Origin of the sequence: Anaerovibrio sp. RM50 (genome assembly GCF_000622005.1) — a bacterium.
Classification (GTDB): domain Bacteria; phylum Bacillota; class Negativicutes; order Selenomonadales; family Selenomonadaceae; genus Anaerovibrio.
On sequence record NZ_JHWV01000005.1, the window covers coordinates 219,983 to 239,411 of the forward strand.

Below are 19,429 nucleotides of genomic sequence, written 5' to 3' on the forward strand. Positions count from 1 at the left end.
GCCATTATTAATGTGGAGAAGAAGAATGAATATTATTTTACTTTCCGGTGGTTCCGGCAAGCGTCTGTGGCCACTTTCCAATGATGTTAGAAGTAAACAGTTTATTAAAATATTTAAGCAGCCGGATGGCAGCTATGAGTCCATGGTGCAGCGGGTTTACCGCCAGATTAAGCAAGTGGATCCTGAGGCAACTGTTACTATTGCCACGTCCAAAAGCCAGGTGTCTGCCATAAACAACCAGCTGGGTGAAGGCGTTGGGATTTCTGTTGAGCCCTGCCGCAGGGATACCTTTCCTGCCATTGCCCTTAGCACTGCTTATCTTGTGGATGTTTTGAAGGTAAATCCTGAGGAATCAGTAGTGGTTTGTCCTGTTGACCCTTATGTTGAGGATGAATATTTTAAGGCGATAAAGGAACTGGCTCATCAAGCGGACAAGGGTGAGGCAAATCTGGTGCTTATGGGCATTGAGCCAACTTATCCTTCCGAGAAGTATGGCTATATTATTCCTGAAAACTCTGAGGAAATTTCCACGGTTTCAACCTTTAAGGAGAAACCAACCAAAGAGGTCGCCGAGGAATATATTGCCCAAGGTGCCCTGTGGAATGGTGGCGTTTTTGCCTATAAGCTTAAATATGTAATGGATATAGCCCATAAAAATATTAAGTTTGATGATTATTACGATTTGTTCTCGAAGTACGATACATTGCCAAAGATTTCCTTTGACTACGCAGTGGTGGAGAAGGAGACTAAAATTCAGGTTCAGCGTTTCCGGGGTCAGTGGAAGGATCTTGGCACCTGGAATACATTGACAGAAGCCATGGAAGAACCCTTAATTGGCCGCGGGGTAATGAATGAGGCCTGCTCCGGGGTGAATATAGTCAACGAGATGGATGTACCTGTACTTGCCATGGGCCTTCACGATGTGGTTATTTCCGCATCTCCTGAGGGGATTCTTGTTTCGGACAAGGAACAGAGTTCATATATTAAACCATTTGTAGAGCAGTTTGACCAGCAGATTCGTTTTGCTGAAAAATCCTGGGGCAGCTATAAGGTCCTTGATGTGGAAAATGGTTCACTGACCATAAAGGTTACCCTCCATGAAGGACATTCCATGAATTATCACAGCCATAAAAATCGTGATGAGGTTTGGGTGGTAATCCAGGGCTGTGGCAGAACCATTGTTGACAGTATGGAACAAAAGATAAAGACAGGTGATGTAGTGTCTATTTCTGCGGGGTGCCGCCATACTGTAATAGCTGATACCGAGCTTAAGCTGGTGGAGGTGCAGATTGGCGAAGATATAAGTGCAGACGACAAGGAGAAGTTCCAGCTGGAGAAGTGATATGAAAACAAAAAACAAGTGGTTAATCCTTTCTTTGCTGTGGGTTGGGCTGATGCTGTATCTTTCCCATCAGAACGGGACGGATACCTTTAATACCAGTAATGGATTTTCAGTGTATTTGGCGAATATTCTTCACGTGGACCCTCAGCTGTTTCATGGTCTGGTGCGAAAGGCAGCCCATTTGGTGCTGTATTTTGTATTGGCAGTGTTGCTGAGGGGCTGGCAGATACAGCGGGGGAAGGCACCATGGCCAGCACTGGTTATGGCTGTGGTATTTTCCATAATTGATGAAGGCACCAAGCCATTGATTCCTGGCCGGCACTGCGATGCTGAAGACATACTGCTGAATGATGTGGGGGCTGCCCTGGGGTATTTTATTTCAGGCTGCTTTGAATTTTTTAAACGGTGATTTATGGACAGAAAACCTTTTTTATTAAAGCCAACAGGCAAGGATTACATCTGGGGCGGCAGACGGCTGAATGATGACTTTGCCAAGAATATAGATTTGAGTCCCTTGGCGGAGACCTGGGAGTGTTCCACCCATCCCGATGGGCCATCTTATGCTGTAGGGGGCCACTTTGACGGCAAAAGACTCAGTGAAATACTGAAGGAACATCCGGATTTTTTGGGTACCCATCCAAAGACACAGGGTGAGCTTCCAATATTAATAAAGTTTATAGACGCAAATAAGGACTTGTCGGTACAGGTCCATCCCGATGATGAATACGCCCAAAAGTACGAAAATGGTCAGCTTGGTAAGTCGGAAATGTGGTATGTGCTTGATGCCAAGGATGACAGCACCTTGGTTTATGGACTGAGTCATAATGTGGATGCTGATACCATGAGGAGCAGTATAGAAAAAGGCACATTGGAAAAGCATTTGCAAAAGGTACCTATTAAGCATGATGATGTATTCTTCATTGAGGCGGGGACCATTCATGCCATTGGGGCCGGAGCACTGGTGGCTGAGATTCAGGAAAACTCAAATCTTACTTATCGTCTGTATGATTATGACAGGGTGGACAAGGAGGGCAACAAGCGTCCTCTACATGTGGATAAGGCACTGGCGGTGGCTAATCTGAAGGGGACTGCCAAGCCAAGACAGCCTATAAGGGCCGTAAAATACCTTGAAGGCTGCGCCAATGAGCTTCTATGCCGCTGCAAGTATTTTGAGGTAAATCGGATGCTGGTAAACACCGAGCGGGTGCGTCAGTTGGTGGAATACAGGGCAGATGAAACATCATTCAGGGTGCTTTTGTGCACCAATGGCTGCGGGACCTTATTTATTAATGAGTCAGAATATATTAAGGTGTTTAGGGGTGACTGCATTTTCTTCCCAGCCAATTCTGAAACAATAAAAATTCATGGAAAAATGCAATTTTTAGATATACGTGGATAAACATAAAACGACGGGAGCAGATGGTTTGAACGATATGACCGTGTGAAAGCCACTGCTCCCGTCTGTTTTTTTATGCTCAAATATGCTAGAATGAATTGTTAATATGAATTTTTATTGTAGGGAGAATTTATTATGCATAAGATTAAGAAAGCAGTTATTCCTGCCGCTGGCTTTGGCACCCGTTTTTTGCCTGCCACCAAGGCCACCCCAAAGGAAATGCTGCCAATTGTAGATAAACCAACCATTCAGTATATTGTGGAGGAGGCTCTGGCCAGCGGTATAGAGGAAATACTCATTATCAGCGGCCATGCCAAGCGTGCCATTGAGGATCATTTTGACTCTGCTCCTACCCTGGAAGCCATGCTGGAGAAAAAACATAAGGACGATTTGCTGGCCATGGTGCGGGAAACTGCGGACATTAATGTCCACTACATCCGCCAGAGACACATGAACGGCTTGGGGGATGCCATTCTCTGCGCCCGATCCTTTATGGGGGGAGAGCCATTTGCTGTGCTTTTGGGTGATGATGTGGTTTACAATGAGGGAAAGCCTGCACTGAGACAGCTAATGGATGTTCATGAGTCCTATGGGGGCAGCGTTCTTGGTTGTCAGCTGGTGCCTGATGACAAGGTGAGCTCCTACGGCGTTGTGGCCGGGGAGAAAATTGCTGGGGCGGATCTTTTGAAGGTTACCGACATGGTGGAAAAACCGGAAGTTGGTGAAGCACCTAGCAATATGGCAGTTTTGGGCCGTTACATAATTTCTTCATCAATCTTTGATATATTGGAAAAGACCCCACCAGGAAAGGGGGGAGAAGTTCAGCTCACTGATGCCCTTAAGGTGCTGGCGAAAAACGAGCCTGTTTGGGCCTTTAATTTTGAAGGACTCCGTTACGATGTGGGGGACAAGCTGGGCTTTCTGAAAGCTACTGTGGAGTTCGCCCTGCGCCGTGAGGATTTGGGGGCTGACTTCAGAGCCTATTTAAATGAAGTTTTGAAGTAACAATAAGCAATAATTAAGTAATGAGGTTGCCTATGAAGATTTTGTTAGCCGGGGGAGCGGGATATATCGGCTCCCATACAACCCTTTCATTGCTGGAACACGGCCATGATGTGGTGGTTGTTGACAATTATGATAACAGTAGTCCTGAGTCCATTCGGCGGGTTGAGGAGCTGACGAGAAAATCCGTGGCCCTTTACGAAGGTGATGTTAAGGACAAGGCCAGAGTCTTGGCAATTATGCAAAAAGAACAGCCCGACTGCATTATTCATTTTGCAGGACTTAAAGCTGTGGGAGAGTCTATCCAGCAGCCAATCCGCTACTACCGAAACAATATAGATACCACTCTTACACTTCTTGAGTGCATGGAACAGACTGGTTGCAAAGAGATTGTTTTTTCCTCATCAGCTACTGTTTATGGTTCGGAAAATCCTTCACCATGCCATGAGGGCATGCCAAAGGGCAGCTGTACCAATCCTTATGGCTGGACAAAATCCATGATGGAACAGATTTTACAGGATGCATCTGTGGCTGACAAGGAACTGAGCGTGGTGCTTCTTAGATACTTTAATCCTATTGGGGCCCATGAATCCGGTCGCATTGGTGAAGATCCTCAAGGTATACCGAATAATTTAATGCCTTATGTTTCCCAGGTGGCTGTGGGCAAGCGGGAAAAGCTCACTATTTTCGGTGGCGATTACGATACTCCTGATGGTACCTGCCTACGTGACTATATTCACGTTATGGATTTGGCCGAGGGTCACGTAAAGGCGGTGGAATTCTGCGCCCATCATCATGGAACGGAAATTATTAATTTGGGCACTGGCAAGCCGTACAGCGTGCTGGATATTGTGAACACCTTCCAGAAGGTTAATAATATTAAGGTGGCCTATGAAATCGGTCCCCGCCGCAGCGGCGATTTGCCAGTGGTGTATTCTGATGCCCACAAGGCGGAACGGGTATTGGGTTGGAAGGCCAAGCGGGATTTGGCAGATATGTGCCGTGACAGCTGGAATTGGCAGAAAAATAACCCTAACGGGTACAATAGATAGGAGATATGAAAATTGAGTAATTTGGAAGTTGGTATAGTTGGTTTGCCTAATGTGGGCAAGAGTACACTGTTTAATGCAATAACCAAGGCCGGTGCCGAGGCGGCAAATTATCCCTTCTGCACCATTGAGCCTAATGTGGGCATTGTTGATGTGCCGGATGAGCGCCTGCAGGTGCTTCATGAGATGTATGATTCCAAGAAGACCACCCCTGCGGCTTTCCGCTTCGTGGATATTGCTGGTCTGGTAAAGGGGGCCTCCAAGGGGGAGGGCTTGGGAAACAAGTTCTTGGAGCACATCCGTCAGGTGGATGCGGTGGCCCAGGTGGTACGCTGCTTTGATGATGGCAATATTACCCATGTGGAGGGTTCAATTGACCCTATTCGTGATATTGAAATTATTAATACTGAGTTGTGTCTTGCAGATATGGAGGTGCTGGAGCGCCGTCTTCTGAAGCTCACCAAACTGGCCAAGTCCGGAGCCAAGGAGGCCAAGGTAGAGGCCGAGGTGCTGGAGAAGATTAAGGGGGCCCTTGATGAGGGCAGAACTGTCCGCAGTGTTGACCTTACCGATGATGAAAAGGATATGATTAAGGAATTGAATTTCCTTACCCTGAAGCCTACCCTCTTCGTTGCCAATGTCAGCGAGGATGAGGTGGCCACTGCTGATGGGTCCAATCCTCACGTTCAGCGGGTTAAGGAATATGCCAAGACTGAAGGGGCTCAGGTAGTTACCATCTCTGCCAGGGTTGAGTCTGAAATTGCTGAACTGGATGACGAGGAAGCCAAGGAATTTTTGGCTGACATGGGCTTAAAGGAGTCCGGCCTTCAGAAGCTCATTAAGGCGGCCTTTGATTTGCTGGGCCTCATGACCTTCCTTACTGCGGGCCCTGACGAGTGCCGTGCATGGACCATTGTAAAGGGTACCACTGCTCCAAAGGCTGCGGGGAAGATTCACTCCGACATCGAACGTGGATTTATACGTGCAGAAATCGTAAACTTCGATGATCTGGTGGCAGCAGGCTCCACTGCAGCAGCCCGTGAAAAGGGGCAGGTACGTCTCGAGGGCAAGGACTACATCATGCAGGATGGAGACGTAACTTATTTTAGATTTAATGTGTAATATATTGAGTGCCTAAGGTAATAGTACCAGCACACATATAGCAAAATATAAAGGAGATGCGGTATGAAAGGTATTATACTCGCAGGTGGATCTGGCACCCGCCTGTACCCCCTCACCATGGTAACTTCCAAGCAGCTGTTACCAGTCTACGACAAACCAATGATATACTATCCCATGTCCGTCCTCATGCGGGCAGGGATTCGCGACATTTTAATTATCTCTACACCTCAGGACACCCCACGTTTTCAGGAGCTGTTAGGTGATGGCAAGCAGTTCGGTGTTCACCTTTCCTATGCTGTTCAGCCAAGTCCTGATGGCCTGGCCCAGGCCTTTATCATCGGCGAGGAATTCATCGGCAAGGAAAGTGTTGCTATGATTCTCGGCGACAATATCTTTGCGGGCCATGGCATGACCAAACGACTTAAGGCCGCCGTAAAGCACGCTGAAACCGGCAATGGCGCCACTGTTTTCGGCTACTATGTGGATGACCCGGAGCGCTTTGGTATTGTAGAGTTTGACAATAAGGGCAAGGCCATTTCCATTGAGGAAAAGCCGGCCAAGCCTAAGAGCAACTACTGCGTTACTGGTCTTTATTTTTATGATAACCGTGTTATAGAGTACGCAAAGAATCTGAAGCCTAGTGCCCGCGGCGAGCTGGAAATCACCGACTTGAATCGCATCTATCTGGAACAGGGAGAACTTAGCGTGGAGCTTCTGGGACAGGGCTTTACCTGGCTTGATACGGGAACCCATGAGTCTTTGGTGGATGCCACCAACTTTGTAAAGACCATTGAGGCCCATCAGCACCGCAAAATTGCCTGCTTGGAGGAAATCGCCTATTTAAATGGATGGATTTCCAAGGAGGACGTGCTGAAGGTTTATGAGATTTTGAAAAAGAACCAGTATGGCCAGTATCTGAAGGATGTACTGGATGGTAAATATATTGATGTAACGGGAGTTTAAACGATGACCATTATTGTTACCGGCGGTGCCGGATTTATTGGCAGTAATTTTGTCTTTCATATGCTGAAAGCTCATTCGGACTACAGGATTATTTGTCTGGACAAGCTCACCTATGCAGGGAATCTCTCCACTTTGGAGCCTGCCATGTCCAATCCAAATTTTTTGTTTGTAAAGGCAGATATTTGCGACCGCAAGGCTGTAAATGAGATTTTTGAGGCGGAAAAGCCAGATATAGTGGTAAATTTTGCTGCTGAAAGTCATGTGGACCGATCCATTGAAAATCCCGATGTTTTTTTGGAGACAAATATCAAGGGTACAGCGGTGTTGATGGATGCTTGTCGCAAGTACGGCATTACCCGCTATCATCAGGTTTCTACTGACGAGGTTTATGGGGATTTGCCTCTTGACAGACCAGATTTGTTCTTTACGGAGGAAACGCCCCTCCATACCAGCTCCCCATACAGCAGCTCTAAGGCTGGGGCCGATTTGCTGGTAATGGCTTATCATCGCACCTATGGGCTCCCTGTAACCATCAGCCGTTGCAGCAATAATTATGGTCCATACCATTTCCCTGAAAAGCTCATTCCTCTTATGATAACCAATGCCTTGGCGGATAAGCCATTGCCTGTTTATGGCGAGGGCATCAATGTGCGTGATTGGCTCTATGTGGAGGATCATTGCAAGGCTATTGATTTGATTATTCATAAGGGAACTGTGGGTGAGGTTTATAATATTGGTGGCCATAATGAAATGCGCAATATTGATATTGTAAAGCTCATTTGCAAGGAACTGAATAAGCCGGAAAGTCTCATTACTTATGTTACTGACCGCAAGGGTCATGATATGCGTTATGCTATTGATCCAACCAAGATTCATAACGAGCTGGGCTGGCTGCCGGAGACCAAGTTTGCAGATGGTATCAAGAAAACCATCAAGTGGTATCTGGAGAACGAAAAATGGTGGAAGCCGCTTCTTAAGAATTGAGGTGCAGCATGAAGGTATTTGTTACTGGCGTTGCAGGGCAGCTGGGCCACGACGTTGTAAATGAACTGCATAAGCGGGGCCATGAAGCTGTGGGGTCAGATATTGCCCCTGCCTATAGTGGCATTCAAGACGGCAGTGCTGTTTGCTCTGCTGAATACGCCCAACTGGACATTACAGATACGGAAGCTGTTGCCAAAACAATAGCCCGTATACGCCCTGATGCCGTAGTTCATTGCGCTGCTTGGACGGCTGTGGATGCCGCAGAGGATAAAGAAAACAAGGACAAGGTCTGGGCGGTAAATGTTACTGGCACGGAAAATATAGCCAGGGCTTGCAAGGATATAGACTGCAAAATGCTTTATCTCAGCACTGACTACGTCTTTGACGGCGAGGGTACTGAACCTTGGCAGCCAGATTGTAAGGCATATAAGCCATTAAACGTATATGGGGAAACAAAGCTGGCAGGAGAGCAGGCAGTAAGCAGCATATTGGACAAGTATTATATTGTGCGTATTGCCTGGGTATTTGGCAAAAACGGCAATAATTTTATCAAAACAATGCTGAAAGTCAGCAAAACTCATCCGGAGCTGCGGGTAGTCAGCGACCAGATTGGGACACCGACATATACCTACGATTTGGCAAGGCTTCTGGTGGATATGTGCGAAACTGAGAAGTACGGCTATTACCATGCCACCAATGAAGGGGGCTATATTAGCTGGTATGATTTCGCATGTGAGATTTTTAAACAGGCTGGGGTCGATGTAAAGGTTACCCCGGTAACTACTGCAGAATATGGCCTCAGTAAGGCCAAGCGACCATTCAACAGTCGACTTGATAAGAGTAAGCTGGTAGAGAACAGCTTCAAGCCATTACCAACTTGGCAAGATGCATTAAAAAGATATTTAGGGGAGATATTATGGGACAGATAAAAGTTACTAAGGCCCCGATAGAAGGCCTCTACATAATTGAGCCAACTGTCCACGGCGACAGCAGAGGCTACTTCATGGAAACCTATAGCCAAAGGGACATGGAAGAAGCCGGCCTCACCATGACCTTCGTTCAGGACAACGAAAGCATGAGCCGCAAGGGTGTCCTGCGTGGCCTTCACTATCAGAAGCAGTACCCACAGGGGAAACTGGTCCGTGTTATTGAAGGAGAAGTATTTGATGTGGCTGTGGACCTGCGCAAGGACAGCCCAACCGTTGGACAGTGGTATGGAGAAGTATTAAGTGACGAAAACAAAAAGCAGTTTTATATTTCTCCTGGCTTTGCCCATGGTTTTTTGGTGCTTTCGGATGTGGCCCGTTTTTGCTACAAGTGCACTGATTTCTACCATCCGGGAGATGAGGGGGGCTTGGCCTGGAATGACCCGGAAATTGACATAAAATGGCCGGGATTAGTAGGTAGTTATAGTGGGACTGCTGACAGTGCTGGTTATCATATGCCTGATGGGACACCGCTAAACATAAGTGATAAGGATAAAAAGTGGTTGGGGCTGAAGGATTCATTTGTGTTCGGATAAATAATAATAGTGTCTATATTCGGACCGCTCGCGCTTAGTATTTTGCCTAGTGGTACTAAGTTCAGTTTGCGCTTTTAGCTTAACTTCACTAAGTACCAAGGCAAAAAATGTCCTCATACAGACACTATATATAGGGGTTGGGGGGCTGCTGGAATTAGCACCCCTCATTTTTATTTTTTGCTCCCTTTATGGTTATTGCCATCAGATAAAAAAATCTGTAAAATGTTATTAGGTGATTCTATGGATAAAATTGAAATCCAGATCGGTGATGTAGTGCGAATGAAGAAACCCCATCCCTGCGGCAGCCATGAATGGGAAATAAACCGGGTGGGCATGGATATTGGTCTTATATGCCAGGGCTGCGGACATTTTGTCATGATGCCAAGGGTGAAATTCAATCGCATGGTTCGTGAGAAATTGTAAGAAATAATTAAGAAGCTTGAGATACAGAACAATGGTACCTTACACATAAGGGGGGACCAAGGTTTATGATACAAGGAAAAGCAATAAAGAATATATGGCTGAATAAATGGCTGGTTTCCACCGTTGTTTTTCTGTTGGTGGCCGTGGCTGTCTATGTGGGGCTTATGGGAATGTACCAGTACATTCACAGGGCCAATATGGCTGATACACAGAAGGTGGCCGACCAGTATGGTGCCAGCCTCCAGTACGTCACTAGGGATTTTGCCGCCAATACCATCTATCTTGCTGAGGTGGCGGAAAGACAGCGGGCCAATGATGCTTGGTTTATCCCAGCAGCACAGTCTGCCCTCCAAAGTGACGGCCATGTGGCGGGGGTTCAGTATACTCCTGTGGGGCGGCCGCCTATGTCATATCCTGCGGGATTTAGCTTTGCCGGTGATCAGAAGCTGGCAGCAGTATTCACAAAGATGCAGGATATGGTTATGTCCGGGGACGGGGAGTCCTTGGCAGTGGGTCCAGTAACAAAGCAGGATGGAGGAATGGTGGTTATTGCCATGTCCCCTGTGCTGGTCTACAACAATCGTACCAATAAGTTTGATTATATAGGTAATGTGGCGGAAATCCTGAAAATGCCCGATGCCATTCAGGATGACTCCTACCATGCATTGGTTAATTCAGGCTATGATTATGCCCTTTACGGCAATAACAAGGATATGGATCATGACGGTCTCATAGGCCGTTCCGAGGGGGAAATCGGGGACAGCTTCGCCTCATCTTCTGCTAGGGTGCCGGGTGGCTATTGGCAGATAAAGCTTGCCCCACAGGATAGCTGGACCCAGCAGGGCAGTCCTCTCAGTCTTGGTGTAGGAGTAGTAATGGGCCTTCTCTTGGCTGCGATTACTTTCTTGGCCCTGAAGTCCAGAGAACCGAAAAAATCTCTGGTGTCCCATACAAACAGGGAACTTAGCGGAGATATTCTCCCTGAGGAAATCCCTATAGAGGATGTGCCTGAGGAGGAACTGGACGATATGGAGCGGGCCCTTTTGCAGCGGCGTCGCTTCCATGAGCAGTTCAGGCAATCAAATGTAGAGGGCTCTGTAGTAGAATACGAGTTGCCGTCCTCTGTTATGGCTGAAAAAACGGAAGATAAAGATAATCCGAATAATGAAGAAAAAACGGAAGCTGTGGGAAATACCAGCCTTCCACAATATACAGAAACTAGCGGGAATAGTGATACAAATGAAGATAATAAGGAACATGATAACTAATAATATGATTAACTGCTTCAAAGGAGCTGTGGCCACCGTGGCCATGGCTTTCCTTTTGATGGGCTCCATTTTTGGGGCCGCGGAACTATTGAGCACTACCAGCACAGCAGAGGCCACCCATCGGGTGGACCGCCACTTTGTGGACAGCCTTGATGGCACCGGTTATTATGTGGATGTTAATACCATAAATGTGTGGGATAATGAGGTTACTGCCGATGTCTATATGGTAAAGGCCTTGTATAACTCCATGTATTGTTATGGTGTGGTTTATAATCTGGAGAATCAGTCATATCAGTACACCTATACCAAGATATATCAGTATGATACCAGAAAACTCACATCCTATAGTGAGGTACCTTCCCTGGTATATGGCTATTCAAATGCTGCCATAGGTAATAATATGATTATGGAAGAGGTTTTGCGCTTCTGCCAAAACTACCGTCCGGATCCCAATAACATCATGAATAATACAGATGTAGGGGAGCTGTTGGACTAAAACCTCCTCCGCCCTTCGGGCACCTCCCCCAGAGGGGAAAGGCACATTACTGTATTTTTTGTTAAAACAAGATTAAATTTGCCTAAATAATAAATTAATTTATTGAAAATAGTTGCAATCTAAAATTGTTTGTGTTACTATACGGTTGTATCAGGGTGAGAAGAATGCTCAAAGCGCTGAGGGAACATGGATACTCGTGGAAGAGAGCTTCAGGGAACCCTGATAGCCGAATAATAATTTATTTATTTCAAAGGAGGAGTTCTCAAATGAAGAAGACTCTCGTATCCGCTTTGACTACCGCTCTGGTAGTAGGCGCTGCATCCACTACTTTTGCAGCTGCTAATCCTTTCGCTGATGTTCCTGCTGACCACTGGGCTTATGATGCAGTTTCCGAGCTGCAGGCTAAGGGTGTAGTAAACGGCTATGCTGTTGACAACACTTTCCGTGGCAACCAGAACATGACCCGTTATGAGATGGCTCAGATTGTAGCTAAGGCTATGGCTAAGGTTGAGACCGGCGATGCTGCTACCAAGGCTATGGTAGACAAGCTTGCTGCTGAGTTCCGTGATGAGCTTGCTAACCTCGGCGTTCGCATGGACGACCTTGAGGCTCGCATGGATAACGTTAAGCACAGCGGTTTCATCCGTTATCGTTATGTAAAGAAGGGCGGAGATCGTCCTTTTGGTGAAGGCGATCAGTTCGTTCGCTTCCGTCTGAACAGCGCAGTAAAGATTAACGAGAAGGTTGATGGCTTCGCACGCGTTGAGTGGAACCACGATATAAACAATGATACTGATACTGCTCGCGGTGCTGCAATTCAGCAGTTGTGGGTACACAGCAAGGTTGGTACCACCGATATCTATGCCGGTTTGGAAAACCCTAATGATCATGGTTCTTTCGTTCACGGCCTCAGCTTTGATACCGAGATTGAGGGTGCTCAGGTAAACTTCAACAAGGCATTGGGTAATGGCAACTTACGTTGGACTATTGATGCTGGTAAGTCTTCTACTAATGAAATTAAGGGTTCTGAAGATCTTAATATTGATAAGGGATTAAAGGCCGCACAGACCCGTATCATTGGTACCAATTTGAACTATGAAGTTGGCAACTTTGATGCTAACCTTGGTTTCTACAACTTCAGCAATGGTATTAACGATTGGGCTGGCGATACCAGCAATAACGTTTGGGGTCTTGGTCTTGGCTACAAGGCTGGCGACTTCTACATCACTGGTGACTATGCCCGTGCAAACCATGAAATTGGTGATGCTGGCAAGGATAGCTACAACATCCAGGTTAACTACAAGGGCGCAAAGGCTTCCGAGGCTAAGTCTTGGGGCGCATACATCGGCTACATGAAGCTGAATCCTATGTCTGCTCCAAAGTTCACCTATGATGTTGGACGTGAAAACACCAAGGGTTGGAAGATTGGTGTTGACTACGCATTCATGAAGAACATTGTTGGTTCCGTACAGTACTATGATTCCAAGATTATGGGCGCTGGCGACCGCGACAAGTTTAAGATGTTCTTCGGTCAGGTAACCTTCTCCTTCTAACTCTAAATTAGAAAGAATAGTTACTAAGTAAACAAACAGACCTGCTGACGGGTAAACCTGTCAGCAGGTTTTTGTTTTGTCCAGTTTTTTTATTGGTTAAAAGGAATATGGCCAGATATGTGGAATAAGTATAGGGAAGCGGGGTGGATAATATGAATGAAAGATCCGTAATGCTTATAGTGGACGATGTGGAAATAAATAGGGCCATACTTTCCCAATTTTTCCAAAGTGAATATGAAATATTGGAGGCCCCCAATGGCAAAGAGGCACTTGATATTCTGGAGACACGTAATGTGGATATTATACTCCTGGATTTGATAATGCCGGTAATGGGGGGCATGGAGCTTTTGGCAGTGCTTCACAAGCACCCGAGGTTCCAGGAGATTCCCGTGGTGGTGACTACTTCACAAGGATTACTTAACAGCGAGATCCAGGCCCTGGAAAACGGTGCCGCAGATTTCATTACCAAGCCATATAATCCTATAGTGGTGCAATGCCGTGTGAAAAATGTTATGGCCCGTCAGGAGAACGAATGGCGAAAGGAACGCCAGCGCCTCCAGGCGGAAAAAATTAGCGCCATGCAGACCCTTATTGAAACGGACCAGCTCACGGGACTGTATAACCATCAGACCATGCTGGTGAAAACTGCAGAGCTGATTCAGGAGAACAGGGCTACCCAGTATTGCATAGTATATCTGGATATCAGCTGCTTTAAGGTTATCAATGAGCTCTTTAATATGGAAACAGGGGATATGATATTAAAGACTGCGGCAGCCTACTTCAAGACTGTGGTGGGAAACAGAGGTGTGGCAGCCCGGCTTTCAGCTGACCACTTTGCACTTTGTCTTCCGGAAAATGCCCTTGATATGGAGCTGATTATTCAGGGGCTGGATGCGGTAATGCGGTCCCTGGCTGTATACAGAAGCATTATGTTCTATGCGGGAGTTTTCACTGTGGATAATGTATACCTTACGGTGAACAAGATGCTGGACAGGGCCCACATGGCCATGAACACCGTTAAGGGCAATTACAACAGGCGTTTTGCTTATTATGATGAGCAGCTTCGTACGGCCCTTATGGAGGAGCAGATGCTGGTGCGGGATATGGAAGGGGCCCTTGATAACAACAACTTCTGTATTTTCCTCCAGCCTATTTACGATTCTGCCACTAACAAGATTAAATCAGCAGAAGCATTAATCCGTTGGAATCACCCTCAGCGGGGCATGATTAGTCCGGGGGTCTTTATTCCTGTTTTTGAAAAGAACGGCTTTGTAACAAGGCTGGACCGCTTCGCCTGGGAATCCGCCTGCCGCTTCCTCAGCCGTCAGCGGGACAACGGTATGGATGTGGTGCCCGTATCTGTGAACGTGTCACGGGTGAACATGTACGACCACAATTTCGTGGACTATATGACCTCCCTTTTGGCAAAATACGATTTGGAGCCTTGGATGCTGAGAATAGAAATGACAGAGTCCGCCTACGTGGACAACCCGGGGCAGATGCTGAAGATTTTGCGCCGACTGAAAAACGCTGGATTTACGGTGCTCATGGATGATTTTGGCAGCGGTTATTCATCTTTAAATATGCTGAAAAATCTCACCATGGATATTTTGAAGCTTGACATGAAGTTCGTCCAGGATATTGAGACCTCCCAGCGGGCCGCCACAATTATGAAAAGCATTGTGAACATGGCTCATGATTTGGGTATGGAGATAATCGCCGAAGGGGTAGAGACTGAACCCCAGATGGAATATTTGCGGGCTGCGGGCTGCAGCCTGATACAGGGCTATTATTACGCCAAGCCAATGAGTACGGACGATTTTATGGAAAAGCTAATGGCTGAATAATTGTATGGGAAATTGGGCAAGGAGTTTGTCAAACGAATTGCCCAATTTTTTGTCATTTTTGGAAGAAAAACAGATAAAAGTAGACATTTTCCCTAAAAAGTTATATGATGTATTTGTTAGCAAGGGTATATCAAATACTTTACGGGGTAAAATAGAGGAGGACAGAAAAGATGAACATTCATGAGTATCAGAGCAAAGAGGTCCTGAGACAATTTGGTGTTAACGTGCCAAAGGGCAAGCCAGCCTTCAGTGTTGAAGAGGCTGTGGAGGCTGCCAAGGAGCTGGGCTCCAAGGTAACCGTTGTTAAGGCACAGATTCACGCTGGTGGCCGTGGAAAGGCCGGCGGTGTTAAGATTGCCAAGAGTCTGGACGAGGTTAAGGCTTATGCCACCGAGCTTTTGGGCAAGATTTTGGTTACCCACCAGACCGGACCTGATGGCAAGAAGGTTAACCGTCTTCTCATTGAGGAAGGCTCCAATATAGCTAAAGAGTATTACCTGAGCTTTGTAAATGACCGATCCACTGCCAAGATCGTTATGATCGGCTCTGAGGAGGGCGGTATGGAAATCGAAAAGGTGGCAGCTGAGTCCCCTGAGAAGATTATCAAGGAGTACATTGATCCTGCTATTGGCCTCGCTCCATTCCAGGCTACCCGCATGGCTTACAAGATGAACTTTAAGCCGGAGGCCATCAAGAAGGCTTCTGCTACCATGATGAAGCTGTACAATGCATTTATTGGCAAGGACTGCAGCCAGGTGGAGATCAACCCATTGGTTGTTACCGCTGAGGACGATGTTATCTGCCTTGATGCAAAGCTGAATTTCGATGACAGCGGACTTTTCCGTCATCCTGATATTGTTGAGCTTCGTGACGAGACAGAAGAGGATCCAAAGGAGCTGTGGGCTTCTAATGAGGGACTGAACTACGTTAACCTTGGCGGCGATGTTGCATGCATGGTTAACGGTGCTGGCCTTGCCATGGCTACTGTGGATATTTTGAAGTATTATGGCGGTGAGCCGGCAAACTTCCTGGATGTAGGCGGCAGCTCCACTCCAGAAAAGATTGCCACCGCATTTGAAATTATGCTTGATGGTGGCCAGTCCAAGGGTATTTTCGTAAATATCTTTGGTGGTATCAACAAGTGCGATGTTATTGCCGAGGGCATCCAGAAGGCAGCTCAGATTATCGCTGACAAGACCGGTCAGGACGGCATCCCAGTTCCAGTAGTTGTTCGACTCGAAGGTACCAATGTAGAGCGCGGTCGTCAGATTCTCACGGAGAATCCTGTGAAGAACGTATTCATGGCTCCTACCATGGAGGGCGGCGCTCAGGATATCGTTAAGCGCGTTGAAGAAGCTAAGAAGAACTAAGGAGGTCTGCTGAAATGGGTGTTTTAATTAATAAGGATACAAAGGTAATTGTACAGGGCATAACCGGCAAGACTGCCGCATTCCATACCAAGCAGATGCTGGAATATGGTACCAACATTGTGGCTGGTGTTACCCCTGGCAAGGCTGGCCAGACTGTAGAGGGTGTGCCTGTTTATGATACTGTGGAGGACGCAGTAAAGGCTACTGGCGCCACTGCTTCCGTAATTTTCGTTCCAGCCCGCTTTGCTGCTGATTCCATTATGGAAGGTGTTGAGGCTGAGCTGGATCTGGTGGTATGTATCACTGAGCACGTTCCTGTTCAGGATATGATCAAGGTTCGTCGTTACATGGAGGGCAAGAAAACCCGCCTTATCGGTCCTAACTGCCCTGGTATTCTCACCGTTGACGAGGCCAAGATGGGCATTATCCCTGGCTACATCCACAAGAAGGGCCATGTGGGCGTAATTTCCCGCTCCGGAACCCTGACCTATGAGGCTACCTTCCAGCTTTCCAATGCTGGTATCGGCCAGACCACTGCCATCGGCATCGGTGGTGACCCTATCAAGGGTACTGACTTCATCGATGCTCTGAAGCTCTTCAATGAGGATGATGAGACCAAGGCCATTATGATGATTGGTGAAATCGGCGGTACTGCTGAGGAAGAGGCTGCCCAGTGGATAAAGGAGAACATGAAGAAGCCAGTTATTGCCTTCATCTCCGGCGTTCAGGCGCCTCCGGGCAAACGCATGGGCCATGCTGGTGCCATTATCGCCGGCGGCAAGGGTACTGCAGCTGACAAGATCAAGGCTCTCAATGCAGTTGGTATTCCAGTAGCTGAGACCGTAGCCACCATGGGTGAGACTGTGGTTAAGAAGCTGAAGGAAGCCGGCATCTACGACGAGTGCCACACCTGCTAATATGATATAAATAAAGTTTAAGATGATGGGGGTTGCTGGATTTAGCAGTCCCCATCTTTTTATATGTTATAAAAGAGTCGGGAGGCTGCTGAACGAAAGCAATAGAGCGAAGGTCGTTAAAAACAGTTTTAGACCTGAGCTCCGAGCTGAGTATAGTAGTTCCTCGGCTCTTTATTTTTTATTGAAAATTTTCTTCTTTTATATTATATTTAGTATATATCGGTAAAATTAGGTATGGTGTGTTTCGTGCGCCTGTACATAGATGGAAGGAAGATGTATTGATGTTTGGCATGTCAATGGACATTGGCGTTGATTTAGGTACTGCAAATGTTTTGATATACATAAAGGGCAAGGGAGTAGTGCTGCGTGAGCCTTCAGTGGTGGCAGTGGACCGTGATACCAATAAGGTTTTGGCTGTTGGTGAGGATGCCCGCCGTATGATTGGCCGCACACCGGGAAATATTGTGGCCATCCGTCCTTTGCGGGAGGGTGTTATCAGCGACTACGATATTACTGAGGCCATGCTTCGTTACTTCATTGAGAAGGTTACGGGCCGCAGCCTTGTGTTCCGTCCCCGCATAATGATTTGCGTTCCATCTGGAGTTACCATGGTGGAGCAGCGGGCAGTGCAGGAGGCAGCAGAGCAGGCCGGGGCCAGAAAAACCTTCCTCATAGAGGAGCCTTTGGCAGCAGCCTTGGGAGCCGGTCTTGATATTTCCGAGGCCTGCGGCAACATGGTGGTGGATATCGGCGGCGGTACCACTGACGTGGCTGTTATCAGCCTGGGGGGCATTGTATCCAGTGCCAGCCTCAGAACTGCCGGGGATAGCTTCGACGAAAATATTATTGATTACGTTAAACGCAGCTTTAATCTGCTTATTGGTGAGCGCACAGCAGAGGACATCAAGGTTTCCATCGGTGCAGCCTTTCCGGGGGCCCGCAATGGCAAAATGGAGGTAAAGGGCCGTGATTTGCTCACTGGTCTTCCTAAATTGGTGGAAATGACCACAGATCAGGTGGCAGAGGCCTTGAATGATCCTGTTACCAAGATTCTTGACTGCGTGAAGAAGGTGCTGGAGGAGTGTCCTCCTGAGCTGGCATCTGATATTATGGACCGTGGCATTGTCCTTACTGGGGGCGGTTCCATGCTTTATGGTCTCGATGAGCTCATTCGCAATGATACCAAAATTCCTGTAGGGCTTGCAGACGATGCCATGTCCTGTGTGGCACTGGGTACCGGCAAGGCCCTTGATAATATTGATAAGCTGGACGACAAGAAATCCATGTCTTTCTGGAGAAAATAACAGTTTTTGAGGAGGATTCGTTATGTGGCGAGGACTTTATACCGCTGCTACGGGCATGATTACGGAGTCATACCGTACAGACACCATTGCCAACAATCTGGCAAATGCCAATACCACCGGCTTTAAGCGGGATGACGCTGTAAGCAAGGAATTTGAGCCAATGCTCATCCACAGAATTGACGATTATTCCAAGGTTCAGAGGGATGTGACCACCTTCAAGGGCTTTTCCCTCAATAACAATGCTCCTGTTATCGGCGAGCTGGGCATGGGCTCCGAGGTGGATGAAATCGTCACCGACCATTCCCAGGGGGCATTCCAGACCACTGGTAATCCTTTTGATCTGGCCATTTCCGGGGAAGGCTATTTTATGGTGGATACCCCACAGGGCCAGAGATATACCAGAGATGGCAGCTTCTATCGCTCTGCCACCGGCCGCCTCGTAAATGTAAACGGCTACAATGTGCTGGATGACAGGGGACGCCCTATTGATATTCCGGAAGAGGCCACCAGAGTTGTGATATCTCCTACTGGGAATATTACCATGGATGACAATGTTCCCGTGGCCCAGATTGGCCTGTTCCAGTTTGAGGGTGGGGACCAGGTGATGATGAAGCAGGGGGATAACCTCTATCGCCCTAACGGCAACCCTCGTCGTATGAACGCCACAGGGGAAATCCAGCAGGGTATGCTGGAGCGTTCCAACACCAATGTGGTTTCGGAAATGGTAAATATGATAGCCAACTACCGCGCCTACGAGGCCAATTCCAGAGCAGTGGTTACCCAGGATACCATGCTGGAAAAGTCCGTGAACGAAGTGGGACGCAATATGTAAATTAAGCTTACGGCTTAATGGATATTTAATGTAACCATT

The 19,429-nt window shown here is 47.2% G+C and carries 19 protein-coding genes; all 19 read left to right on the forward strand.

Annotated features, from left to right (window positions below; translation table 11 throughout):
• Window positions 1-25: 25 nt before the first annotated feature.
• The 19 genes from T525_RS0103000 (at window position 26) to flgF (ending at window position 19,390) form a co-directional block, all read left to right on the forward strand.
• Entirely contained in the window at window positions 26-1,342 is a 1,317-nt protein-coding gene (locus T525_RS0103000; RefSeq protein WP_027405977.1) for a sugar phosphate nucleotidyltransferase, read from the forward strand.
• Between the two features lies 1 nt (window position 1,343).
• On the forward strand, window positions 1,344-1,751 hold the full coding sequence (locus T525_RS0103005) for a VanZ family protein (protein ID WP_027405978.1): 408 nt from the start codon (window positions 1,344-1,346) through the stop codon (window positions 1,749-1,751).
• A gap of 3 nt (window positions 1,752-1,754) precedes the next feature.
• Window positions 1,755-2,741, forward strand: a complete 987-nt coding sequence (locus T525_RS0103010) for a type I phosphomannose isomerase catalytic subunit (RefSeq protein ID WP_027405979.1) — start codon at window positions 1,755-1,757, stop codon at window positions 2,739-2,741.
• A gap of 132 nt (window positions 2,742-2,873) precedes the next feature.
• Complete coding sequence (galU, locus tag T525_RS0103015) at window positions 2,874-3,743, forward strand: UTP--glucose-1-phosphate uridylyltransferase GalU (RefSeq protein ID WP_027405980.1); 870 nt, start codon at window positions 2,874-2,876, stop codon at window positions 3,741-3,743.
• 32 nt (window positions 3,744-3,775) lie between these two features.
• Entirely contained in the window at window positions 3,776-4,792 is a 1,017-nt protein-coding gene (galE, locus tag T525_RS0103020; protein WP_027405981.1) for a UDP-glucose 4-epimerase GalE, read from the forward strand.
• A gap of 12 nt (window positions 4,793-4,804) precedes the next feature.
• The gene (gene ychF / locus T525_RS0103025) at window positions 4,805-5,911 is read left to right on the forward strand and encodes a redox-regulated ATPase YchF (RefSeq protein WP_027405982.1); all 1,107 of its coding nucleotides are present in this window, start codon (window positions 4,805-4,807) and stop codon (window positions 5,909-5,911) included.
• Window positions 5,912-5,974: 63 nt separating this feature from the next.
• Window positions 5,975-6,874 carry a glucose-1-phosphate thymidylyltransferase RfbA gene (gene rfbA / locus T525_RS0103030; protein ID WP_027405983.1) on the forward strand — a complete coding sequence of 300 codons (900 nt, stop codon included), beginning with the start codon at window positions 5,975-5,977 and terminating at the stop codon, window positions 6,872-6,874.
• 3 nt (window positions 6,875-6,877) lie between these two features.
• Window positions 6,878-7,858, forward strand: coding sequence for a dTDP-glucose 4,6-dehydratase (gene rfbB / locus T525_RS14025; protein WP_051533363.1), 981 nt, complete (start codon window positions 6,878-6,880; stop codon window positions 7,856-7,858).
• 8 nt (window positions 7,859-7,866) lie between these two features.
• Entirely contained in the window at window positions 7,867-8,787 is a 921-nt protein-coding gene (rfbD, locus tag T525_RS0103040; protein WP_027405984.1) for a dTDP-4-dehydrorhamnose reductase, read from the forward strand.
• Window positions 8,775-9,380 (forward strand): dTDP-4-dehydrorhamnose 3,5-epimerase, encoded by a 606-nt coding sequence (gene rfbC / locus T525_RS0103045; RefSeq protein ID WP_027405985.1) that lies wholly within the window; start codon window positions 8,775-8,777, stop codon window positions 9,378-9,380. Before rfbD ends, rfbC begins: the two co-directional genes overlap by 13 nt.
• 240 nt (window positions 9,381-9,620) lie before the next feature.
• Entirely contained in the window at window positions 9,621-9,803 is a 183-nt protein-coding gene (locus tag T525_RS0103050) for a DUF951 domain-containing protein (RefSeq protein WP_027405986.1), read from the forward strand.
• A gap of 65 nt (window positions 9,804-9,868) precedes the next feature.
• Entirely contained in the window at window positions 9,869-11,071 is a 1,203-nt protein-coding gene (locus T525_RS0103055) for a hypothetical protein (RefSeq protein ID WP_027405987.1), read from the forward strand.
• A complete protein-coding gene (locus T525_RS0103060; protein WP_027405988.1) occupies window positions 11,061-11,567 on the forward strand; it encodes a hypothetical protein in 507 nt (168 codons plus the stop codon). The genes T525_RS0103055 and T525_RS0103060 overlap by 11 nt, the downstream gene beginning before the upstream one ends.
• A gap of 266 nt (window positions 11,568-11,833) precedes the next feature.
• Window positions 11,834-13,120, forward strand: coding sequence for a putative porin (locus T525_RS0103065; protein WP_027405989.1), 1,287 nt, complete (start codon window positions 11,834-11,836; stop codon window positions 13,118-13,120).
• A gap of 152 nt (window positions 13,121-13,272) precedes the next feature.
• Window positions 13,273-14,967 (forward strand): bifunctional diguanylate cyclase/phosphodiesterase, encoded by a 1,695-nt coding sequence (locus tag T525_RS0103070; protein WP_027405990.1) that lies wholly within the window; start codon window positions 13,273-13,275, stop codon window positions 14,965-14,967.
• A gap of 170 nt (window positions 14,968-15,137) precedes the next feature.
• Window positions 15,138-16,337, forward strand: coding sequence for an ADP-forming succinate--CoA ligase subunit beta (gene sucC, locus T525_RS0103080; protein WP_027405991.1), 1,200 nt, complete (start codon window positions 15,138-15,140; stop codon window positions 16,335-16,337).
• 14 nt (window positions 16,338-16,351) lie between these two features.
• Window positions 16,352-17,254 (forward strand): succinate--CoA ligase subunit alpha, encoded by a 903-nt coding sequence (sucD, locus tag T525_RS0103085; protein ID WP_027405992.1) that lies wholly within the window; start codon window positions 16,352-16,354, stop codon window positions 17,252-17,254.
• A gap of 281 nt (window positions 17,255-17,535) precedes the next feature.
• The gene (locus T525_RS0103090) at window positions 17,536-18,558 is read left to right on the forward strand and encodes a rod shape-determining protein (protein ID WP_027405993.1); all 1,023 of its coding nucleotides are present in this window, start codon (window positions 17,536-17,538) and stop codon (window positions 18,556-18,558) included.
• Window positions 18,559-18,580: 22 nt separating this feature from the next.
• The gene (flgF, locus tag T525_RS0103095; RefSeq protein WP_027405994.1) at window positions 18,581-19,390 is read left to right on the forward strand and encodes a flagellar basal-body rod protein FlgF; all 810 of its coding nucleotides are present in this window, start codon (window positions 18,581-18,583) and stop codon (window positions 19,388-19,390) included.
• The last annotated feature ends 39 nt before the right edge of the window (window positions 19,391-19,429 follow it).

Excerpts from the sequence above, each read along its gene's own strand:
- galE (WP_027405981.1), top strand. The coding sequence starts at position 3,776 with ATGAAGATTTTGTTAGCCGGGGGAGCGGGATATATCGGCTCCCATACA.
- T525_RS0103005 (WP_027405978.1), top strand. The coding sequence starts at position 1,344 with ATGAAAACAAAAAACAAGTGGTTAATCCTTTCTTTGCTGTGGGTTGGG.
- rfbB (WP_051533363.1), top strand. The coding sequence starts at position 6,878 with ATGACCATTATTGTTACCGGCGGTGCCGGATTTATTGGCAGTAATTTT.
- galU (WP_027405980.1), top strand. The coding sequence starts at position 2,874 with ATGCATAAGATTAAGAAAGCAGTTATTCCTGCCGCTGGCTTTGGCACC.
- sucD (WP_027405992.1), top strand. The coding sequence starts at position 16,352 with ATGGGTGTTTTAATTAATAAGGATACAAAGGTAATTGTACAGGGCATA.
- T525_RS0103070 (WP_027405990.1), top strand. The coding sequence starts at position 13,273 with ATGAATGAAAGATCCGTAATGCTTATAGTGGACGATGTGGAAATAAAT.
- T525_RS0103065 (WP_027405989.1), top strand. The coding sequence starts at position 11,834 with ATGAAGAAGACTCTCGTATCCGCTTTGACTACCGCTCTGGTAGTAGGC.
- rfbC (WP_027405985.1), top strand. The coding sequence starts at position 8,775 with ATGGGACAGATAAAAGTTACTAAGGCCCCGATAGAAGGCCTCTACATA.
- sucC (WP_027405991.1), top strand. The coding sequence starts at position 15,138 with ATGAACATTCATGAGTATCAGAGCAAAGAGGTCCTGAGACAATTTGGT.
- T525_RS0103000 (WP_027405977.1), top strand. The coding sequence starts at position 26 with ATGAATATTATTTTACTTTCCGGTGGTTCCGGCAAGCGTCTGTGGCCA.
- T525_RS0103010 (WP_027405979.1), top strand. The coding sequence starts at position 1,755 with ATGGACAGAAAACCTTTTTTATTAAAGCCAACAGGCAAGGATTACATC.
- rfbA (WP_027405983.1), top strand. The coding sequence starts at position 5,975 with ATGAAAGGTATTATACTCGCAGGTGGATCTGGCACCCGCCTGTACCCC.
- T525_RS0103055 (WP_027405987.1), top strand. The coding sequence starts at position 9,869 with ATGATACAAGGAAAAGCAATAAAGAATATATGGCTGAATAAATGGCTG.
- rfbD (WP_027405984.1), top strand. The coding sequence starts at position 7,867 with ATGAAGGTATTTGTTACTGGCGTTGCAGGGCAGCTGGGCCACGACGTT.
- T525_RS0103050 (WP_027405986.1), top strand. The coding sequence starts at position 9,621 with ATGGATAAAATTGAAATCCAGATCGGTGATGTAGTGCGAATGAAGAAA.
- flgF (WP_027405994.1), top strand. The coding sequence starts at position 18,581 with ATGTGGCGAGGACTTTATACCGCTGCTACGGGCATGATTACGGAGTCA.
- T525_RS0103090 (WP_027405993.1), top strand. The coding sequence starts at position 17,536 with ATGTTTGGCATGTCAATGGACATTGGCGTTGATTTAGGTACTGCAAAT.
- T525_RS0103060 (WP_027405988.1), top strand. The coding sequence starts at position 11,061 with ATGATAACTAATAATATGATTAACTGCTTCAAAGGAGCTGTGGCCACC.